The 3,021-nt window shown below is 57.9% G+C and carries 6 protein-coding genes; all 6 read left to right on the plus strand.

Annotated elements, in window-relative coordinates; translation table 11 throughout:
- On the plus strand, positions 1 to 455 hold a 455-nt coding region (locus U8U68_RS21620; protein ID WP_322204494.1), incomplete at its 5' end, for an HK97 family phage prohead protease.
- A gap of 4 nt (positions 456 to 459) precedes the next feature.
- Positions 460 to 1,674, plus strand: a complete 1,215-nt coding sequence (locus tag U8U68_RS21625; RefSeq protein ID WP_322204496.1) for a phage major capsid protein — start codon at positions 460 to 462, stop codon at positions 1,672 to 1,674.
- Between the two features lie 21 nt (positions 1,675 to 1,695).
- On the plus strand, positions 1,696 to 1,995 hold the full coding sequence (locus U8U68_RS21630) for a head-tail connector protein (RefSeq protein WP_322204498.1): 300 nt from the start codon (positions 1,696 to 1,698) through the stop codon (positions 1,993 to 1,995).
- Complete coding sequence (locus U8U68_RS21635) at positions 1,982 to 2,368, plus strand: hypothetical protein (protein ID WP_322204500.1); 387 nt, start codon at positions 1,982 to 1,984, stop codon at positions 2,366 to 2,368. Before U8U68_RS21630 ends, U8U68_RS21635 begins: the two co-directional genes overlap by 14 nt.
- Positions 2,355 to 2,774, plus strand: coding sequence for an HK97-gp10 family putative phage morphogenesis protein (locus U8U68_RS21640; protein ID WP_322204502.1), 420 nt, complete (start codon positions 2,355 to 2,357; stop codon positions 2,772 to 2,774). The genes U8U68_RS21635 and U8U68_RS21640 overlap by 14 nt, the downstream gene beginning before the upstream one ends.
- Positions 2,771 to 3,021: hypothetical protein (locus U8U68_RS21645; RefSeq protein WP_322204503.1), on the plus strand; the 251-nt coding region annotated here is incomplete at its 3' end. The genes U8U68_RS21640 and U8U68_RS21645, both read left to right, overlap by 4 nt.

Here is a 3,021-nt window from a genome sequence, read left to right on the forward strand (position 1 = left end):
AAGTGGTAGACCGGAACGCCCTTGCGGGCGCGGATTTGTCCGACGTGATTATGCAGTACGATCACGCGGGCATGGTGTACGCACGAAACAAGATGGCAAAAAGCAAGCCGCCTTCCCTGTTGGTTGAACCGCAGGAAAGCGGCCTTTTTGTTGCCGCAAATTTGGGCCTTACCGAAGAGGCCCGGAAACTTTACGGCACGATCGACGCAGGGTTGATTTATAAAATGTCGTGGGCGTTCAGGGTTGCGGAGGACGCATACAACAAAGACACGCACACGCGAAGAATCTTGCGGATCAAAAAGGTTTACGACGTTTCCGCGGTGTCTTATCCCGCGAACGCCGATACCGATATTGCCGCGCGTTCCTACTTCGACGGAGTGATCGAAGCAGAGAGGCGGGAGGCGTTAGCGCGGCAGGCACAGCTATTGAAACTAAAAATTTTATTGGAGGTATGACAACATGAGATTGCAGGAAATCGAAGCCCGCCTTGCGGCGATCAAGAAGGAGATCGAAGAGAGGGGCGCGGAGCTGACCGCGGAGCAGTTGGCCGCGCTCACGAAGGAGGTTGACGATCTGAAAACCGAGAGGGCGGGCCTGCTGGCCGCCGCCGAACAGCGTTCTTCCCTTCTGGCTTCCATTGCGGAAGGCACAAGCGGCGGCGCGGTGGTTCGCTCCTTCCCTTCCCCCGCCGCCCCTGCTGGCGGTGAACAGCGCGGGGAAGCTGACCCGCTGGACAGCATGGAATACCGCCGCGCGTTCATGGAATACGCTTTGCGCGGCACGCCCATTCCGGCAGAGTTCCGCGCAAACGCCGTTTCTAAAACCGCGGACAACGGCGCAGTGATCCCCACAACGATCTTGAACAAGATCATTGAAAAAATGGAAGCCGTGGGCATGATCCTTCCGCTGGTGACGCGCACGGCCTACAAGGGCGGCGTTTCTATCCCGACCTCCAGCGCGAAGCCCGTTGCGACGTGGGTTGCAGAGGGCGCGGGGAGCGACAAGCAGAAGAAGGCCACGGGAAGCATTACCTTCGCTTATCACAAGTTGCGGTGCGCCGTGGCCGTGTCGCTGGAAGTGGACGTTATGGCCTTGTCCGCGTTTGAAGCGACGCTTACCAATAACGTTGTGGAGGCTATGACGAAGGCCACGGAACAGGCCATTGTTTCCGGCGACGGGAGCGGGAAGCCGAAGGGCATTCTTTCCGAAACCGCCCCCGAAGGGCAGGCGTTGACTTCCAGCGCGCCCGCGTATGCTGACCTTGTGGCCGCCGAAGGCGCGTTGCCGCAGGCATACGAAAACGGCGCGGTGTGGTGCATGAGCAAAAAAACCTTCATGCAATACGCGGGCATGGTGGACGAAGTGGGACAGCCGATCGGCAAGACCAATTACGGGATCGCGGGCAGGCCGGAAAGAATGCTGTTGGGCCGCCCCGTGGTGTGTTGCGATTATGTGCCGTCCTTCACTTCCGGCATGGCCGCGGCAACCGTCTTCGCCTTCCTCTTCAACTTCAAGGACTACGTGCTGAACACCAACTACACTATGACCGTGAAGAAGTATGAGGACAACGAAACCGACGATCAGGTAACAAAGGCGATTATGCTTGTTGACGGCAAGGTTGTTGACAAGAATTCCCTTGTTACCATTGCGTCCGGCGCGGCTTCCGGCGTATAACGCGGAAGGGGTGAACGGGCAATGCTGGACAAGGTGAAGGCCGCCTTGCGTGTGAAAACAACCGCCTTCGACGATGAAGTGCAAGGGCTGATTGACGCTTGCAAGGCCGATTTGCGCCTTGTCGGTGTGAACGTTCCGGAGGATCAGCCGCCCGCCGAAGGTGAACCGCCTTCGGCGGGTGATCCTCTTATCACGCGGGCGATTATCCTATACGCAAAGGCAAACTTCGGGTATAGCGAGGACAGCGAGAAATACCGCGCCGCCTATGATTACTTGAAGTGTTCTTTGAGTTTGGCGGGGGGTTATCATGCGGTGGATTGATGAAATTACCTTGATCGCCGTGGAAGCCCCCGAAGAGCGGGTGAACGCAAACGGCTTCCCGAATGAGCCGAAGGAAACGCGCACGGTGCTTTTTGGCAACAAGAAATCCGTGGGCTATTCGGAGTTCTACAAAGCCGCGGTTGCGGGTTATGCCGCGGAATTGAAGGTTGACGTATACACGGAAGAGTACGGCGGGCAAAAGCTGGCCGAAGTGGACGGCGTGCGATACCGGATATTGCGGACATACCGCGATCCGAAAAACACGGATATAACGGAATTGACGCTTTCCGATCTTCCGGAAGTGCAGGAAGACCAGGGCGAAGAGCCGGACGGCGGCGAACAGGAAGGAGGCGGGGACGGTGGCGCGGTTTGAAGTAAACGGCATTGAAGGCTTCGAGGATAAAATCTTGAAGCGGGAGGCCGCGGCAACGGCGGCAGTTCCCGCTATGCTGAAAGCTGGCGCGGCGGTGCTGGTAGACGCACAGCAAGCGGAAATCCGCAGCACCTTTCACAGCGGCAGAGTAACGGGCGATCTTGCAAGCTCCATCAAAGCAACGTCCGTCAAGAAGAAGGACAGCACGCAATACGTGGAGGTATACCCGCAGGGGACAAACCGCCGCGGGGAGCGTAACGCCACGGTGGGATTTGTCCACCAATACGGGCGATCCAATATGCCCGCGCGTCCGTGGTTCACAAGCGCGAATGAGAAGGCCGCGGGAGAGGTACAAGAGGTAATGCGGCAGGAATGGGAGAAACAGCAAGGAGGCGGGGCCGAATGATTGACACCGTGGACGCGCTGGTAAAATCCACGCTTGCCGACCTTTGCCCGAATGTGGCGCGCCTGCTATACCGCGGGAAGGCTGGCACGTTCTTCACGTATCAGCTTGTTTTATCGCAGGACAGGGATGCGGCAGAAGACGAAATGCAGGGGACGGAATACACATACCGCGTTGACCTTTATTCAAAGCGGGATTATATAGCCTTGTTGCGCCGGACGAAGCGGGCGTTGAAGGCCGCGGGCTTCTA

Origin of the sequence: Acutalibacter intestini, assembly GCF_034334985.1 — a bacterium.
Classification (GTDB): Bacteria; Bacillota; Clostridia; order Oscillospirales; family Acutalibacteraceae; genus Acutalibacter; species Acutalibacter intestini.

What these genes read in the sequence shown, in the direction of transcription:
- U8U68_RS21635 (WP_322204500.1), top strand. Translation starts at nt 1,982, where the DNA reads ATGCGGTGGATTGATGAAATTACCTTGATCGCCGTGGAAGCCCCCGAA.
- U8U68_RS21625 (WP_322204496.1), top strand. Translation starts at nt 460, where the DNA reads ATGAGATTGCAGGAAATCGAAGCCCGCCTTGCGGCGATCAAGAAGGAG.
- U8U68_RS21630 (WP_322204498.1), top strand. Translation starts at nt 1,696, where the DNA reads ATGCTGGACAAGGTGAAGGCCGCCTTGCGTGTGAAAACAACCGCCTTC.